Raw genomic sequence first — 16,730 nt, 5'->3', positions numbered from 1 at the left:
TCAGGTCGCGGCTTCCAGGCCGTGGGCGAAATGGGCCTGCATGGCGCGGGCCGTGGCCTGGGCATCGCGCGCCACCATCGCCGCCAGGATGGCGCGGTGCTCGTTCAGCGAGTCCTCGATCCGCCCCTGCTTGAGCAGCGAGTTGTGGCGGTTGAGCTTCATCACCTTGCGCAGGTCGGCCACCATCTGGCTGCGCCAGCGGTTATCGGCCAGTTCCAGCAGCAGCATGTGAAAACGCTCGTTCACGGCAAAGAACCGTTCACGTTCGCCGGCGGCCGCCTCCAGTTCGGCATGCAGGTCCTGCAGCGCCTGCAGTTGCGCCGCGGTGGCGGTGGCGGCCACCACGCCGGCCGCGTCGCTCTCCAGCAGGCTCAGCAGGTGGTAGACATCGCGCAGGTCCTTCTCGGACATTTCGGTCACATAGGCGCCACGGCGCACCTTCATCGTGACCAGGCCTTCGGCGGCCAGCACCTTGAGCGCCTCGCGCAGGGGGGTGCGGCTGATGCCGAATTCCTCGGCGATCTTGAGTTCGTCGATCCAGCTGCCGGGCTCCAGCTCACGGCGGAAGATGCGCTGGCGCAATTGCTCGGCGACTTCTTCGTACAGGGCACGCGGCGTGAGGGTAAGGGCAGACATGGGGCGGATTGTAAGCTCAGAGGAATATTTTGAATCAATAATTATGAATGATGTAAACTCGCCGCCACATCGGGAACCGTCCCCGCGCCGTTTTACGCCTGCAACGCCATCTTCGGAGAAGTTTTCGCCATGAGTGACACCCCCCCCAACCACACTCCCGAATTCGCCGCGTCTTCGCTCGAAGCCTGGGCCAAGGCCGCCGCCAAGTCGGCACCGGGTGGCGACGTCGGCGCCCTCAACTGGGTCACGCCCGACGGCATCACCGTCAAGCCGCTGTACACCGCGCAGGACACGGCCGGCCTGCCATACGCCAACACCTTGCCCGGCTTCGAGCCCTACCTGCGCGGCCCCCAGGCCACCATGTACGCGGTGCGCCCCTGGACCATCCGCCAGTACGCTGGCTTTTCCACCGCCGAGGAATCCAACGCCTTCTACCGCAAGGCGTTGGCCGCAGGCGGGCAGGGCGTGTCGGTGGCGTTCGACCTGGCCACGCACCGGGGCTATGACAGCGACCATCCCCGCGTGACGGGCGACGTGGGCAAGGCCGGCGTGGCCATCGACTCGGTGGAGGACATGAAGATCCTTTTCGACCAGATCCCGCTGGACAAGGTGTCGGTCTCGATGACCATGAACGGCGCCGTGCTGCCGGTGCTGGCGGGCTACGTGGTGGCGGCGGAAGAACAGGGCGTGAGCCAGGACAAGCTCTCCGGAACGATTCAGAACGATATTCTGAAAGAGTTCATGGTGCGCAACACCTACATCTACCCGCCCAAGCCGTCGATGAAGATCATTGGCGACATCATCGAGTACACGGCCAGGAACATGCCGAAGTTCAACTCGATCTCGATCAGCGGCTACCACATGCAGGAAGCTGGCGCCAACCAGGCGCTGGAGCTGGCCTTCACGCTGGCCGACGGCAAGGAATACGTGAAGACCGCCATCGCCAAGGGCATGGACGTGGACGAGTTCGCCGGGCGCCTGAGCTTCTTCTGGGCGATCGGCATGAACTTCTACCTGGAAGTGGCCAAGATGCGCGCGGCGCGCCTGCTGTGGTGCCGCATCATGAAAGAAACCGGCGCCAAGAACCCCAAGAGCCTGATGCTGCGCACGCACTGCCAGACCAGCGGCTGGAGCCTGACGGAGCAGGACCCCTACAACAACATCGTGCGCACCACCATCGAGGCCATGGCGGCCGTGTTTGGCGGCACGCAGAGCCTGCACACCAACGCGCTGGACGAGGCCATCGCGCTGCCCACCGAATTTTCCTCGCGCATCGCGCGCAACACGCAGCTCATCATCCAGGAAGAGACGCACATCACGAACGTGGTGGACCCCTGGGCCGGCAGCTACATGATGGAAAAGCTGACCCAGGACATGGCCGATGCCGCCTGGAAGATCATCGAGGAGGTCGAGGCCATGGGCGGCATGACCCAGGCCGTGGACAGCGGCTGGGCCAAGCTCAAGATCGAGGCCGCCGCCGCCGAGAAGCAGGCGCGCATCGACAGCGGCAAGGACGTGATCGTGGGTGTCAACAAGTACAGGCTGGCCAAGGAAGACCCGGTCGATATCCTGCAGATCGACAACGTCAAGGTGCGAGACGGGCAGATCGATCGCCTGAAAAATATCCGTGCAAAACGCGATCCAGACCTTGTACAGCAAGCGCTGGATGCTCTTACTTCCGCAGCAGAAAGCGGCGAAGGCAACCTGCTCGACCTGGCCATCAAGGCGGTGCGCCTGCGCGCCACGGTGGGCGAGGTGTCGGATGCGCTCGAGAAGGTTTTTGGGCGCCACCGCGCCGATACGCAAAAGGTGACCGGTGTGTACGCAGCAGCCTATGACTCGGCCGAAGGCTGGGACAAACTCAAGACCGAGATCAACGAATTTGCCGAAAAGGAAGGCCGCCGCCCGCGCGTGATGATCGCCAAGCTGGGCCAGGACGGCCACGACCGGGGCGCCAAGGTGGTGGCCACCGCGTTTGCCGACCTGGGCTTCGACGTGGACATGGGCCCGCTGTTCCAGACGCCCGAGGAGTGCGCGCGCCAGGCGATTGAAAACGACGTGCACGCCGTGGGCGTGAGCACGCTGGCCGCCGGCCACAAGACACTGGTGCCCGCCATCATCCAGTCCCTCAAGGACCAGGGCGCGGACGACATCATCGTGTTCGTGGGCGGGGTGATCCCGGCGCAGGACTATGAGCACCTGTACGAAGCGGGCGTGAAGGGCATCTACGGCCCGGGCACGCCGATTCCGGCCAGCGCCAAGGATGTGCTGGAGCAGATTCGCAAGGCGGTTACCGCTTGAGTTCGCCTTTTCCTTCCGAGCCTTTTCGCCATCCCATGTTTGGCTTTGAAAGCGTTGCGCAAGCAGACTTTGAGTCCATGGCCGACCTGCGTGCAGAGGCCATGCGCGAAAGCCTGGAGCGATTGGGACGCTTTGACCCCGTGCGGGTGCGGGAAAGGCTTCGCGATGCCTTTGTGCCGGCCTATATGCGGCACATCGTGGCAGGTGACGAGCGCATTGGTTACCTCACGCTGCTCCCGTATGCGGACCCCGCACGCATGAGGCTGCACCACCTGTACGTCCGACCCGGTCGCCAGGGCCGGGGCGCCGGGGCGTGGGCCCTGGAGTGGGCCAAGGCACAGGGCAGGGCGCTGGGCCAGGACATCACCCTGGGCGCCTTGCGCGGCAGTGGCGCCAACCGCTTTTACGTGCGCAATGGCTTTCAACTGGTGGAGGAGCAGGAGTTCGACCTGGAGTACCGGTGGAGCCCCGCATTCGAGAAGGCCGCCGCGAGGATGTCGCCATGAACCTCTATCCAGGTGTGCTTGGCCAGCCCGGCCCCACGCAGCGCCGCGCGATGTCCAAGGCCATCACCCTGCTCGAATCGACGCGGGCGGACCACCGCGCCCAGGCGGATGAATTGCTCACGCAGCTGCTGCCCCATACCGGCAAGGCGTTTCGCCTGGGCATCAGCGGCGTGCCCGGCGTGGGCAAGTCCACCTTCATCGAAGCGCTCGGGCTGTACCTGATTGGCCAGGGCCATCGCGTGGCCGTGCTCACCATCGACCCCTCCAGCACCGTCTCGGGCGGCTCCATCCTGGGTGACAAGACGCGCATGGAACACCTGTCGGTGCACGAGAAGGCCTACATCCGCCCCAGCCCCTCCAGCGGCACGCTGGGCGGCGTGGCAGAGAAGACGCGCGAGGCCATGCTGGTCTGCGAGGCCGCGGGCTACGACGTGGTCATCGTCGAAACCGTGGGCGTGGGCCAGAGCGAGATCGCGGTGGCGGGCATGACGGACATGTTCGTGCTCATGCAGCTGCCCAACGCGGGCGACGACCTGCAGGCCATCAAGAAGGGCGTGATGGAGATTGCCGACCTGGTGGTCATCAACAAGGCCGACATCGACAAGAACGCCGCCACGCGCGCCGAGGCCCAGATCACCTCCAGCCTGCGCCTGCTCGGCATGCACGGCAACCCTGACCACGCGACGCACGGCGCGCTGTGGCAACCGCGCGTGCTGCAGATCAGCGCTCTGCTGGGGCAGGGGGTGGATGCTTTCTGGACCACCGTGGCGCTGTTTCGCGACATGCAGTCCACCAACGGCCGCCTGGCAGCGCGGCGCGAAAAACAATCGCTCGCCTGGATGTGGGAGCGCATCGACGCGGGCCTCAAGCTCGCGTTTCGCCAGCACCCGCAGGTCAGGGAGCTGCTGCCCCAGATGCAGGCCGATGTGGCCGCAGGGCGCATCGCGGCATCGACTGCAGCACGAAATCTGCTGCTGGCGCAATCCAGTACAGCGCAAGCAGCTATCAAATAAATAGTAAACAAACCACCGAATTCACCAAAGGACGACGACCATGCAAGACATCCTGGATCAACTGGAGAAAAAGCGTGCGCTGGCACGCCTGGGCGGCGGGCAAAAGCGCATCGATGCGCAGCACGCCAAGGGCAAGCTCACCGCGCGCGAGCGCATCGAGCTGCTGCTGGACGACGGCACGTTCGAGGAATGGGACATGTTCGTCGAGCACCGCTGCACCGACTTCGGCATGGAGGACAACAAGATCCCCGGCGATGGCGTGGTGACGGGCTACGGCATGATCAACGGCCGCCTGGTGTTCGTGTTCAGCCAGGACTTCACGGTGTTTGGCGGTGCTTTGAGCGAAACGCACGCCGAAAAGATCTGCAAGGTGATGGACCAGGCCATGAAGGTCGGCGCACCGGTCATCGGCCTCAACGACTCGGGCGGCGCCCGCATCCAGGAAGGCGTGGCCTCGCTGGGCGGTTATGCCGACGTGTTCCAGAAGAACGTGCTCGCCAGCGGCGTGATTCCGCAGATCAGCATGATCATGGGCCCGAGCGCCGGCGGCGCCGTGTACTCACCCGCCATGACCGACTTCATCTTCATGGTGAAAGACAGCTCGTACATGTTCGTGACCGGCCCCGAAGTCGTGAAGACCGTGACGCACGAAGAAGTGACGGCCGAAGAACTGGGCGGTGCCGTGACGCACACCACCAAGAGCGGTGTGGCCGACATGGCGTTCGAGAACGACGTGGAGGCGCTGATGATGCTGCGCCGCCTGTACAACTACCTGCCCCTGAATAACCGGGAAAAGGCCCCGGTGCGTCCCAGCAACGACCCGGCCGACCGCATGGACCGGAGCCTGGACACGCTGGTGCCCGAGAACCCCAACAAGCCCTACGACATGAAGGAGCTGATCCTCAAGACCGTGGACGACGGGGATTTCTTCGAGCTGCAGCCCGAGTACGCCAAGAACATCCTGATCGGCTTCGCCCGCATGGAAGGCCAGACCGTGGGCATCGTGGCCAACCAACCGCTGGTGCTGGCGGGCTGCCTGGACATCAAGAGCTCCATCAAGGCTGCGCGCTTCGTGCGCTTCTGCGATGCGTTCAACATTCCGGTCGTCACGTTTGTGGACGTGCCCGGCTTCATGCCCGGTACCAGCCAGGAATACGGCGGCATCATCAAGCATGGCGCCAAGCTGCTGTACGCGTATGCCGAGTGCACCGTACCCAAGATCACCGTCATCACCCGCAAGGCCTACGGCGGCGCGTACGACGTGATGAGCTCCAAGCACCTGCGCGGCGACGTGAACCTGGCCTGGCCCAACGCCGAGATCGCGGTGATGGGTGCCAAGGGTGCCGTGGAAATCATCTTCCGCGAAGACAAGAACGACCCCGTGAAGCTGGCCGCACGCGAGGCTGAATACAAGCAGCGTTTTGCCAACCCGTTCGTGGCCGGCGCACGTGGCTTTATCGACGACGTGATCCTGCCGCACGAGACACGCAAGCGCATCTGCCGGTCGCTGGTGATGCTGCGGGACAAGAAGCTGGAAAACCCATGGCGCAAGCACGGCAACATCCCACTGTGAGCGGACAAGGAGCATAAGAACATGTTTACGAAAATCCTGATCGCCAACCGTGGCGAAATTGCGTGCCGCGTCATCGCCACCGCCCGCAAGATGGGCATCGCCACCGTCGCCGTCTACTCCGACGCCGACAAGGAAGCGCGCCACGTCAAGCTGGCCGACGAGGCTGTGCACATCGGCGCGGCGCCCTCGCGCGAGTCGTACCTGCTGGCCGACAAGATCATTGCCGCCTGCAAACAGACCGGCGCGCAGGCCGTGCACCCCGGCTACGGCTTCCTGTCGGAGAACGAAGCCTTCGCCAAGCGCTGCGAGGACGAGGGCATTGCCTTCATCGGCCCCAAGGCGCATTCGATCGCGGCCATGGGCGACAAGATCGCCTCCAAGAAGCTGGCCAACGAGGCCAAGGTCAACACCATCCCGGGCTACAACGACGCCATCGCGGGCCCCGAGCAGGCGGTGGAAATCGCCAAGGGCATCGGCTTCCCCGTGATGATCAAGGCCTCGGCCGGGGGCGGCGGAAAGGGCCTGCGCGTGGCGTTCAACGACAAGGAAGCGTTTGAAGGCTTCACCAGCTGCCAGAACGAAGCCCGCAACAGCTTTGGCGACGACCGCATCTTCATCGAGAAGTTCGTGCAGGAGCCGCGCCACATCGAGATCCAGGTGCTGGGCGACAGCCACGGCAACGTGATCTACCTGAACGAGCGCGAATGCTCCATCCAGCGGCGCCACCAGAAGGTGATTGAAGAGGCTCCGTCGCCCTTCATCAGCGACGCCACCCGCAAGGCCATGGGCGAGCAGGCGGTGCAGCTGGCCAAGGCGGTCAAGTATCAGAGCGCGGGCACGGTGGAGTTCGTGGTCGGCAAGGACCAGGACTTCTACTTCCTCGAAATGAACACCCGCCTGCAGGTGGAGCACCCGGTGACGGAATGCATCACCGGCCTGGACCTGGTGGAGCTGATGATCCGCGTGGCCGCAGGCGAGAAGCTGCCGCTCGCGCAAGCCGACGTGAAGCGCGACGGCTGGGCCATCGAGTGCCGCATCAACGCCGAGGACCCGTTCCGCAACTTCCTGCCATCGACCGGCCGCCTGGTGCGTTTTCAGCCGCCGGAGCAGAGCATGTTCCAGGGCGACACCGACAAGAAGCTGGGCGTGCGCGTGGACACAGGGGTGTATGAGGGCGGCGAGATCCCGATGTACTACGACTCGATGATCGCCAAGCTCATCGTGCACGGCACCGACCGCGACCATGCGATCGCCAAGATGCGCGCGGCGCTCAACGGCTTCGTGATCCGGGGCATCAGCAGCAACATTCCGTTCCAGGCGGCCCTGCTGGCCCACCCGAAATTCGTGACCGGCGAGTTCAACACCGGCTTCATCGCCGAACATTACGGCAAGGGCTTCCACTCCGAGGACGTGCCACACGAGGACCCGCTGTTCCTGGTGGCGCTGGCCGCTTTCATGAACCGCCGCTACCGTGCGCGCGCCTCGGGCATCAGCGGCCAGCTGGCAGGGCACGAGGTGAAGGTGGGCGAGCAGTTCGTGGTGGTCACGCTGGGGGCCGAGGGGCAGAACGAGCACCACGCGGTCTCGGTCACCGACTTCCAGGACAAGTCGGGCTCCAGCGTGGTGGCCGTGGACGGCAAGAGCTACCAGATCAGCAGCGCCGCCACGCTGGGCCAGATCCGGGTGCAAGGCCAGTGCAATGGCGCCGGGTTTACCGCGCAGGTGGAGCGCGGCGTGGGCAAGAACCCGCTGGCCCTGCGCATCGCGCACAACGGCACGCAGATCGATGCGCTCGTGCTGTCACCCCTCGGTGCACGCTTGCACAAGCTGATGCCCTTCAAGGCGCCGCCGGACCTGTCCAGGTTCCTGCTTTCGCCCATGCCCGGCCTGCTGGTGGATGTGGCGGTGCAGCCCGGCCAGAAGGTGCAGGCCGGTGAAAAACTGGCCGTGATCGAGGCCATGAAGATGGAGAACATCCTCTTTGCCGCGCAGGATGGCGTAGTGGGCAAGGTGGTGGCGGGCAAGGGCGAGTCGCTGGCGGTGGACGACGTGATCATTGAGTTCCAGTGATGCCGCCGAGCGCCCCGGTCCGCGCAACACGCTGGCCTGGCCACACACCGCGATGACCGTGGTCTTGCGTGTGCTGCTCGGGCTGGCCGGCGCCGTGCTGCTGGTGGATGGCGCCGTGCTCATGGTCCTGGGGCACCTCGATCTGGGCACCATGCTGCCCGCCGCGTTGGGGGCGGTCTTCCTGGCCCTGGCCGCGTGGTGGACTCCGCTGGCGGGCTGGCGGCACCGTGGGCGGCGGCGCCAGCAGCTGTGGCGCGCGGGCTGGTGGGGCCTGGCGGCCTGGATGGCCAGCCTGGGGGTTTTCTGGGCCTTTCTGGAGAATGCCGGCATCCCGCCTGCACAGGTGCCGCCCGTGCAGGCCATCGTGGTGCTGGGGGGCGGCATCCAGAACGGGCAACCCCGGCCGGCGCTGGCAGCACGGCTGGACACGGCGGCCGCGCTGGCCCGCCTGCAGCCCACCGCCCTGATCGCCGTGTGCGGCGGCGAGGTATGGGGTGAAACGCACACCGAAGCCGAGGTGATGGCCCGCTATCTGCAGCAGCGCCATGGCGTCGCCGCAGGGCGCCTGGTGCTGGAGGCGGAAAGCACCAGCACCGCGCTGAACCTGGCGCTGGGGCGCCCCCTGCTGCTGGCGCGTGGGGTGCCGGCCACGGCCCCGCTGGCCCTGGTGACCAGCGACTTCCACCTGCCGCGCGCCCTGCGCATCGCGCGACGCCATGGCTTCACGGCCATGGTGCCGGTGGCGGCGCCCACCCCCCTGGCCACGCGCTACAACGCGCGGCTGCGCGAATACTTCGCCACGCTGAGCAGCTGGGTGCTGCGCGAGGCATGAGGCCAAGCGGCCTTCTGCGCGGAATAGGCCGCGTGCGCTGTACGTAACTGCATTTATAGCTATCAATCAAGGAGCAAATCATGACGGCAAAAGAGCGGCCCTTCAAAGTCCTGGGCATTCAGCAGGTCGCCATCGGCGGCACGGACAAGGCACGCATGAAGACCCTGTGGGTGGACATGCTGGGCCTCACGCAGACGGGCACGTTCCAGAGCGAGCGCGAAAACGTGGATGAAGACATCCTCGCGATGGGGCGGGGCGCCTGGAAGGTGGAGGTGGACATCATGCAGCCGCTGGACATCGACAAGAAGCCCGCCGTGCACACCACGCCGCTCAACCACATCGGCCTGTGGATCGACGACCTGCCCATGGCGGTGGAATGGCTCACTGCCAAAGGCGTGCGCTTTGCGCCCGGCGGCATCCGCAAGGGCGCTGCGGGCTATGACATCACCTTCCTGCACCCCAAGAGCAACGACGAGTTTCCGATCGCTGGCGAAGGCGTCCTGATCGAGCTGGTGCAGGCGCCGGCCGAGGTGATCGCGGCGCTGGGCTGAACAACGGCTGGCTGCCGATGGTGCGGGGGCGACGGCATGCGCCAACGTCGCCCATCGTCAGGCGCCCCCGGGCCACGCGGGGCGGCAGATGGGCACAGATAGCGCCGCGTTGCGGTTGCATCGCGATGGTCGCGTTCCACCACGCGCCAACCTGCCGTCAAATGCGCTGAAAACCCCGTGTTCTGCGCACAAAAAACCAAGGACTTGGGGGCTGTTGGTGACGTACTTTTGTTGGCACTTTTTGTGACCCTTCGGCGTGCGTTTGTGCCTTTTTCTCCTCCAGAATCCGCCCACGTCGCCGCGCACCGGCCGGACCACCTCCTGGCCCAGGCCGCGCGCGCTGTGTAACCCCTGCCGATGGCGGCCCCGTGCCGCCATGGAGCAGATGACTTGAAGGGAACCGATCGCCATGACTTCCATGACCTCCGCCACCGCGGCCACCCAGACCGTTCAGCTGCATCGCCGGCCCGCGCCGCCAGCGCCGCAAGGCCCCTGGAGCGTGGACGCCATCCAGGCGCTGCTCGACAGGCCGCTGATGGACCTTCTTTTCGAAGCGCAGACGGTGCATCGCCAGCACTGGCCCGAGGGAGACATCGAACTGGCCACGCTGCTGTCGGTGAAGACCGGAGGCTGCCCCGAGAACTGTGGCTACTGCCCGCAGGCCGCCGAGTTCGACACCGGTGTGAAGGCCGACAAGCTGATGGAGGTGGACGAGGTGGTGCGGGCTGCCCAGGCCGCGAAGGACGCCGGCGCCACGCGGTTCTGCATGGGTGCGGCATGGCGCGCCCCGAAGGACCGGGACATCGAGAAGGTCAGCGCCCTGATCGGCGCCGTGAAGGGCCTGGGCCTGCAGACCTGCGCCACGCTGGGCATGCTCGAATCGCACCAGGCGCAGGCGCTCAAGGATGCGGGCCTGGACTACTACAACCACAACCTCGACACCGCGCCCGAGTACTACACCGACGTGGTCAGCACCCGCGCCTACCAGGACCGGCTCGACACCCTGCAGCACGTGCGCAGCGCGGGCATCAGCGTATGCTGCGGCGGCATCGTGGGCATGGGCGAGGCGCCCGTGCACCGCGCGGGGCTCATCGCGCAGCTGGCCAACCTCAGCCCGTACCCCGAGTCCGTGCCCATCAACAGCCTGGTTCGCGTGCCGGGCACGCCGCTGGCCGACAGCGAGCCCATCGACCCGCTGGACTTCGTGCGCATGATCGCCGTCGCCCGCATCACCATGCCCAAGGCCCGCGTGCGCCTGTCCGCGGGGCGCCAGCAGATGGGCGAAGCCGTGCAGGCACTGTGTTTCCTGGCCGGGGCCAATTCGATCTTCTATGGCGACAAGCTGCTGGTGACGGGCAACCCGGATGTGGATGCCGACGTGCGGCTGCTCGCCAAGCTGGGACTGGACGGCCACCGGACGGCGGCGATGGCAGCGCAGGAGGACGGTGGCAGCGTGCAATCTCCTTGCCACCACCCGCATGAAGAGGGCATCTGCGGCTAGGCGCCCTGGCCGCCTGGCACCAGGCGGTCTTCCTCGGTCAGGTCGCTGGCCATGCGGTCGATCTGGGCCTGCAGCGCGTGCTCTCCGTCGGCGAAACGCTGGGCAATGCGCCGGAACTCCTCGGAGAGCGACAGGAAGGCGTCCACCATGTCGGGATCGAAGTGGCTGCCCCGGCCGTCGCGGATGATCTCGACCGCGTGCTCGTGGGAGTAGGCGGGCTTGTAGACCCGCTCGGAGATGAGCGCGTCATACACGTCGGCCACCGCCATCAGCCGTGCCGACAGGGGAATGGTGTTGCCCACCAGCCCCTCGGGATAGCCTGAGCCGTCCCACTTTTCCTGGTGGCTGTAGGCGATCTCCTTGGCGTAGCGGAAGAAGGGGTTGTCCTGCGTGGTTTCGCTTTCGGCCGCCACGATGGCGTCGCGCCCCAGCGTGGTGTGGGTCTTCATGATCTCGAATTCTTCGGGCGTGAGCTTGCCCGGCTTGAGCAGGATGCGGTCGGGTATGCCCACCTTGCCGATGTCGTGCAGGGGGGCGGACTTGAAGATCACCTCGATGGCATCCTCCGTGAGCTCATCGCGAAAGCGCGGGTGGTTTTGCAGCTTGCGGGCCAGCGCTTCCACATAGTGTTGCGTGCGCCGGATGTGGTTGCCTGTCTCGTTGTCGCGCGTTTCCGCCAGCGATGCCATGGCACGGATGGTGGCGTCCTGCAGTTCGGCCAGGGCACGCGTGCGGTTGGCCACCTCCTGCTCCAGAAAGTGGTTGTGGTGGGCCAGCAGGTCCCGCGCGCGCTTGAGCTGCAGATGGTTGCGCACCCGGGCCATGGTGATGGCGGGGTTGACGGGCTTGGTGATGTAGTCCACGGCGCCCAGCTCCAGTCCCACCGTCTCGTCGTCGGTGGCGCTCATGGCCGTGAGGAAAATCACCGGGATGGCCTCGGTGTCGGGGTTGAACTGCAGGCGCCGCAGCACCTCGTAGCCGTCCATGTCCGGCATCATGATGTCCAGCAGGATCAGGTCGGGTTTTTCGGCCGCCACGATCTGCAGCGCGCGCTCGCCGCTGGGGGCCAGCTTGACCTTGTAGTCCGGCCGCAGGAGGTCGCTCATCAAGGAGAGATTGCCGGGCGTGTCATCCACCACCAGCACCGTGCATTTGCCGCCGCTTGATTCCAATGGACTATTCATGAACTGGGTCCTCCGTGTGTCGTGCGTCGGGAATCCACGCCTGGCGCAGCACCGCGAGTGCGTCGGCGAAGAGATAGTTGTCCAGCAGCCGCTTCATGTCGGCATAGGCGGCGGGCCCCAGCCGGGCCTGCAGGCTGGGGCCGGAGTCCCTGAACAGCTCCACGGCTTCCGAGTCGCTGTCCGCCAGCAAGGCGTCCAGGCGTGCCAGGAGGTCGCGGGCGTGCGCCGCATCCATGGGCGCGTGCGGTGACCCAGGGGGCGCGGCGGCCGCGCTGGTGGCGGCGTCGGGCTCGGGGGGCAGGGCTTCCTGCAGGGCCGTCACCAGCGCCTGGCAGGCGGCTTCCACCGGCTGCAGCAGGGCCTCCAGGGGGCCGGCCTGCGCGTTCTGCGCGATGGCCTGTTCCGCGGCATGCGCCAGTTCGGCCAGGCCCACCGCGCCAATGGTGCCTGCCGAGCCTTTCAGCGTGTGCATGGCGCGCCGAGCCGCCTGCGGCTGGCCTTCCGCCAGATGGGCGCGCGTCTCCTGCACGGCGTGGGCCTGGCCAACCACGAACTTGCGCAGCAGGCTTTCGTAGGCGGCGCGTTTGCCCAGCACCCGCCGCAGCCCGGCGGCCGTATGGAGGCCTTCGATGTGTGCCAGGGGGTCGGCTGCCGGCGCCATTGCCGCGGCGGGCGCATCCGCCGTGGGCCGCGCTGCAAGCGCTGCATCGCCGGTGCCCCCCGTGTGGGGCAGTGCAATCCACTGCCGCAGCGCGGCAAACAGGGCCTCCGGGTCGATGGGCTTGGCGATGTGGCCGTTCATGCCGGCGTCCAGGCACTGTTCGCGGTCGCCACTCATTGCGTTGGCCGTCATCGCCAGCACGGGCAGGCGCGCCCAGGCTGGGTTCTCACGCAGCCGGCGGGTGGCCGTGAGGCCGTCCATCACCGGCATCTGCATGTCCATGAGCACGATGTCGTAGGCGCCGCGGGCCAGCATGTCGAGCGCTTCCTGGCCGTTGGCGGCCGCATCCACCACCAGCCCGGCACTGGCCAGCAGTTCACGGCCCACCTGCTGGTTCAGGTCGTTGTCATCCACCAGCAGCACGCGCGCACCCCGGATCGAGTCCAGGCCTGCGCCCCGCGCCGGGGGCGGCAGGCGCCGCGCTTTGTCCACCCGTTGTGTTCCGCCCAATGCCCGCATGGCGGCATCGAACAGCTGTGATGGGTTCACCGGCTTGGTCAGCATCAGCCCGACGCCCGTGCGGGTGAGTTCGTCCAGCACATCGTCGCGGCCATGCGCGGTGACGATGACGGGGCGGGGAGGGTGGGGCAGCCGTGCGAGCTGGCGGGCGGTTTCGAACCCGTCCATGCCGGGCATTTTCCAGTCCAGAAAGGCGATTTCACAGGGCCGCCCGGCCTCGCCGGCGGCGCGTGCCAGTTCCACGGCCTGGGCCCCTGAGCTGGCGAGCGTCACCGAAAAACTCATGCTGGACAGCAGCTCCGCGAGGATCTGCCGCGCCTGTTCGCTGTCGTCCACCACCAGCACCCGGCGCCCACGCAGGTCGGGCTCCGGCAGCAGCGGGCGCTGGGTGGAGTCTCCCAGGCCGAGCCGCGCCGTGAACCAGAACGTGCTCCCCCGGCCGGGCAGGCTTTGCACGCCCACGTCCCCGCCCATCAGGCCGGCCAGCTTCTTGGAGATGGCCAGCCCCAGCCCGGTACCGCCGTACTTTCGCGTGGTGGAAGTGTCGGCCTGCTCGAAAGAGCGAAACAGCCTTGATTGCTGTTCCTCGGTGAGGCCAATGCCGGTGTCCTGCACCTCGAAGCGCAGCAGCACGCCCTGGGCATCCCGCGCCGCCTCGCGGACCCGCACGATGATCTCGCCCTCGTCCGTGAACTTGACCGCATTGTTGGCGTAGTTGACGAGAATCTGCCCCAGCCGCAGCGGATCTCCCCGCAGGTCGGCGGGCAGGTGCGAGTCCACATCGAACATCAGCTCCAGGCCCTTGGCGGCGCATTTGTCGCTCAGCAGGTTGGCCACGTTGTCGAGCACGCCATGCAGGTCGAAATCCACCACCTCCACCTCGAGCTTGCCCGCTTCGATCTTGCTGAAATCCAGGATGTCGTTGATCAGGCCCAGCAGGTGCTGGCCCGACCGCTGGATCTTCTCGATGTAGTCGCGCTGGCGTGCGGTCAGCTCCGTTCCCAAGGCCAGATGGCTCATGCCGATCACGGCGTTCATGGGCGTGCGGATCTCATGGCTCATGTTGGCCAGGAAGTCGGATTTCATGCGCGATGCATCCTCGGCCTTGGCCTGGGCCACCACCAGTTCATCTTCGTGTTCCCGCAATGCCGCGTTGACCTGCTGCAGCTGCTCCGTGCGCTGGGCCACGCGGGCTTCCAGCGCCTCCTCGTTGCGCCTGAGGGCGTCCACCAGTTCGGCCTGCGCTGCCAGGGCGAGGGATCTCGCCTTTTCGCGCTTGAGAAACTGCCGGGCCATCGCGAACGCGAGCAGGAAGGTCAGGATGGCCTGGAATGCCGTCAACCCGGTGGTCAGCAGTGTCTGGCGCTTCACTTCCGCATTGCGCCGGTCGCCCAACAGGGCCGAGATGCGCGATGCCTGCAGCGACAGTTCCTGGATGATGTCGCGAAGCCTGTTCAGCTCCACCCGCAAGAGCTTCATGTTCGCGTGGCGGGAGGCCGCGTCGACGCTCTGTCCAAAATGGCTGTCTCCCGCGGCGACAAAGTTCTGCAGTGCGTCGAGGGCGTTGCCGTAGATGGGCTCTCCCTGCATCAGGGTGCGGGCGGTACCGCTCTCCAGTGCGCTGAAACGGCTCAGGAACAGGTCGTAGCGCAGCTCCAGGCGGTCGGGGGGCATGCTGGCGGGATCGATCTCGAACTGGTGCAGCGCGTGGTCGAGCTTCTCGTATTCGACACTGAGCTGCAGGAACGACCACAGCGCGTTGACGTCACCCCGGCGCATGACCGCTTCCACGCTGCGGTACTGGTGGTACTGCACGCCGGCGATCGCCACATACGCCACCACCAGGCCCGCAATGATCAGCCGCAGAAGGTGTTTGCTGCGCAGCATGGCGTGGTGCTGGGGATCAAGGGCCCAGGCGCTAGCGGATGCGCAGCACGTTCAGCTGCCAGGCCGCGCGGTTGTAGTACAGCTCGCTGCGCAATTCCGCCTTGGTATCGAACGGGTAGACGATGAAAAGCGGGCCTTTCTCGCGCACGCGCATGGGGCGGTTGTTCATGAGGCGGGCGATGATCACGTCGTGGCGCGTGGCGTCGTCCACGGGAATCTCCGTCTTGTAGTCGTTCAACGCCACGGCCGTGATGCTCGTCCCCTTCGCTCCGACCGCCGCCAGGACATCACGCAGGAGCGGGCCGGTGAAGGAGACCGCGCTGGGATACCACGGCGTCTGGGTGGAGAAGCTGTGCTGGGGCAGCTTTTCCAGCATCGCCATGTCGAACTGGGCCTGCGAACCGTTGTTCGCCTGGCTGATCGCCCCCTCGATGGTGAGGACCACGGGACCCGTGGGCTTGTCCAGCGCATGGGTTGCGGGCCCTGCCAGCGCGAATCCGACCAGAACCGCCACTTTCACCCAGCAGGCAACGGAACGTGCCGCCGAAAACCTGGAGAGCATGTCGACCCCCTTTTTTGCAACAGTCTTACAGACCGTCGCTCAAAATGTAAACTGATTTGTGGCCGGTGCCTGTTGTTTCAGTGTGAGGGGTATCGTTTTTGAGCGGCCGCGGCACGCGCTGCACCCGCCGCCCGCGAGGCCGCCGGGCTGAAGGCGCGCTCTGAAGCATCAAAATCCGAAGGCGCTGCTGAAACCCGGGCCGGCGATGATGTCCCGCGCTGGCGCAGACTTGTTCCCTCGCAACCCATGACACCTGAATCGAAACCACAGCGATGACCATGCCCATCGACACCGCGAGCGACCTCGACCGACTTCGCCGCGCCTCCGACGCTGCCTGCCGCCTGATGAAAGTGCTGTCCAACCCCGACCGCCTTCTCCTCCTGTGCCAGCTCACGCAAGGCGAGAAAAGGGTGGGGGAGCTGGAAGCACTGGTGGGCGTTTCCCAGCCGACCCTGTCCCAGCAACTGGGCGTACTGCGCGAAGAACGCCTGGTGAACACGCGCCGGGAAGGGAAACACATCTACTATGAGATCGCCAGTCCGCAGGCCCTGGCGGTCTTGGACGTGCTGTTCGAGCAATTCTGCGCCGCCCCGCCAGGGGCTCCCTCCATCCCGCCGGGTTGACGGGCGCCTACCGCGTCCGGCACAAAAAATGGTGTGCAAGGGGCCGCAGCACCGGCGCATATTCTCCGCGCAAAGCGCCTTCGCGTTGCTGGGAATACCCTCGTGGTGCATTGATCGCAATATCGTGACAAGCGGCAACGAGATGGGTAAAGTTGCCAGCAAGCCTTGTGCGCCGCAGCGGGCTATTGCGGCCCTTGGGCACTGATCAATGAGGAAGCATCCGGCTCACGGTCGGCCTCGCTTCATTCTTCGCAACGCATGGCCAATTTCAGAGTCGAGGGTCCCCCTTTGAGTCGAAAATACCCGACGCC

13 protein-coding genes are annotated in these 16,730 nt (G+C 66.0%); 9 read left to right on the top strand and 4 right to left on the bottom strand.

The window, feature by feature from the left end; genetic code table 11:
- Entirely contained in the window at nt 1-636 is a 636-nt protein-coding gene (locus AC07OD_RS05985) for a GntR family transcriptional regulator (RefSeq protein WP_218338561.1), read from the bottom strand.
- Between the two features lie 129 nt (nt 637-765).
- On the opposite strand from AC07OD_RS05985, the gene scpA reads away from it, so the two are divergent.
- From scpA to bioB, 8 genes are all read left to right on the top strand, one after another.
- Nucleotides 766-2,937: a methylmalonyl-CoA mutase gene (scpA, locus tag AC07OD_RS05980; protein WP_218338562.1), complete on the top strand. Its 2,172-nt coding sequence runs from the start codon at nt 766-768 to the stop codon at nt 2,935-2,937.
- A 77-nt stretch (nt 2,938-3,014) separates the two neighbouring features.
- Nucleotides 3,015-3,443 carry a GNAT family N-acetyltransferase gene (locus AC07OD_RS05975; protein ID WP_218294992.1) on the top strand — a complete coding sequence of 143 codons (429 nt, stop codon included), beginning with the start codon at nt 3,015-3,017 and terminating at the stop codon, nt 3,441-3,443.
- Nucleotides 3,440-4,456 carry a methylmalonyl Co-A mutase-associated GTPase MeaB gene (gene meaB, locus AC07OD_RS05970; protein ID WP_218294993.1) on the top strand — a complete coding sequence of 339 codons (1,017 nt, stop codon included), beginning with the start codon at nt 3,440-3,442 and terminating at the stop codon, nt 4,454-4,456. The genes AC07OD_RS05975 and meaB overlap by 4 nt, the downstream gene beginning before the upstream one ends.
- 40 nt (nt 4,457-4,496) lie before the next feature.
- Nucleotides 4,497-6,029 (top strand): acyl-CoA carboxylase subunit beta, encoded by a 1,533-nt coding sequence (locus AC07OD_RS05965; RefSeq protein WP_010458871.1) that lies wholly within the window; start codon nt 4,497-4,499, stop codon nt 6,027-6,029.
- A 21-nt stretch (nt 6,030-6,050) separates the two neighbouring features.
- A complete protein-coding gene (locus tag AC07OD_RS05960) occupies nt 6,051-8,099 on the top strand; it encodes an acetyl-CoA carboxylase biotin carboxylase subunit (protein ID WP_218338564.1) in 2,049 nt (682 codons plus the stop codon).
- Complete coding sequence (locus tag AC07OD_RS05955; RefSeq protein ID WP_370627709.1) at nt 8,086-8,931, top strand: YdcF family protein; 846 nt, start codon at nt 8,086-8,088, stop codon at nt 8,929-8,931. Before AC07OD_RS05960 ends, AC07OD_RS05955 begins: the two co-directional genes overlap by 14 nt.
- An 80-nt stretch (nt 8,932-9,011) precedes the next feature.
- Entirely contained in the window at nt 9,012-9,482 is a 471-nt protein-coding gene (locus AC07OD_RS05950) for a VOC family protein (RefSeq protein WP_218294996.1), read from the top strand.
- A 409-nt stretch (nt 9,483-9,891) separates the two neighbouring features.
- Nucleotides 9,892-10,983 carry a biotin synthase BioB gene (gene bioB / locus AC07OD_RS05945; RefSeq protein WP_492245972.1) on the top strand — a complete coding sequence of 364 codons (1,092 nt, stop codon included), beginning with the start codon at nt 9,892-9,894 and terminating at the stop codon, nt 10,981-10,983.
- Here the strand turns inward: bioB and AC07OD_RS05940 are convergent.
- From AC07OD_RS05940 to AC07OD_RS05930, 3 genes are read right to left on the bottom strand one after another with little or no spacing between them, the layout of a single operon-like run.
- The gene (locus tag AC07OD_RS05940; protein ID WP_218294998.1) at nt 10,980-12,167 is read right to left on the bottom strand and encodes a response regulator; all 1,188 of its coding nucleotides are present in this window, start codon (nt 12,165-12,167) and stop codon (nt 10,980-10,982) included. The genes bioB and AC07OD_RS05940 overlap by 4 nt on opposite strands.
- Entirely contained in the window at nt 12,160-15,234 is a 3,075-nt protein-coding gene (locus AC07OD_RS05935) for a hybrid sensor histidine kinase/response regulator (RefSeq protein ID WP_494595629.1), read from the bottom strand. Before AC07OD_RS05935 ends, AC07OD_RS05940 begins: the two co-directional genes overlap by 8 nt.
- Nucleotides 15,235-15,265: 31 nt before the next feature.
- Nucleotides 15,266-15,796, bottom strand: a complete 531-nt coding sequence (locus AC07OD_RS05930; RefSeq protein ID WP_494595627.1) for a putative pterin-binding protein — start codon at nt 15,794-15,796, stop codon at nt 15,266-15,268.
- 278 nt (nt 15,797-16,074) lie between these two features.
- Between AC07OD_RS05930 and AC07OD_RS05925 the strand changes: the two genes are divergently transcribed.
- Nucleotides 16,075-16,419, top strand: coding sequence for an ArsR/SmtB family transcription factor (locus AC07OD_RS05925; protein ID WP_218295000.1), 345 nt, complete (start codon nt 16,075-16,077; stop codon nt 16,417-16,419).
- The last annotated feature ends 311 nt before the right edge of the window (nt 16,420-16,730 follow it).

The sequence above is a fragment of the Acidovorax sp. GW821-FHT10E03 genome, from assembly GCF_059415205.1.
The sequence above is the reverse complement of the archived record's forward strand: the minus strand, read 5'-3'. Positions and strand labels throughout refer to the sequence as shown.